1 protein-coding gene is annotated in these 585 nt (G+C 51.8%); it reads right to left on the bottom strand.

What is annotated here, in order from left to right; genetic code table 11:
* The coding region (locus ACTHUR_RS16235) for an ATP phosphoribosyltransferase regulatory subunit (RefSeq protein WP_440399708.1) at window positions 1–585 on the bottom strand (585 nt) is incomplete at both ends.

Below are 585 nucleotides of genomic sequence, written 5' to 3'. Positions count from 1 at the left end.
GCATAGACATCAGGCGCGGCGTTCACTTCCAGAGAGCCGTATTCGCTCACCAAAAGCAGCAGGCGCTCAATACCCATCGCAAAGCCGATAGACGGCGCAGGTTTACCGCCAAGCTCTTCAATCAAACCGTCGTAACGGCCACCACCGCACACAGTCGCCTGCGCGCCGAGTTTGTCGGTCGTCCACTCAAAAACCGTCTGATTATAATAATCCAAACCGCGGACCAAGCGCGGATTTTCAATATATTGAATACCCAAACCATCCAACATCGCCTTGAAGCGTGCATAGTGGTTTTGCGAAGCCTCGCCCAAGTAATCTACCAGACGCGGCGCCGCGTTGCAGATTTCCTGCAAATCAGGGTTTTTCGTATCCAAAACGCGTAAAGGATTGGTTTTCAGACGGCGTTTGCTGTCTTCGTCCAGTTGCGCTTCATAGCGGGTCAAATATTCAACCAATGCAGCACGGTGTGCCGCACGTTCCTCACGGTTGCCCAAGCTGTTGATTTCCAAAGTCAGGTATTCGCGAATACCCAATTTTTCCCATAAGTCGGCAGACATCGCGATGATTTCCGCATCAATATCCGGC

The organism is Neisseria sp. P0021.S007 (genome assembly GCF_051956855.1).
Note: the sequence above shows the minus strand (reverse complement) of the source record. Positions and strands in the feature narration are given on the sequence as shown.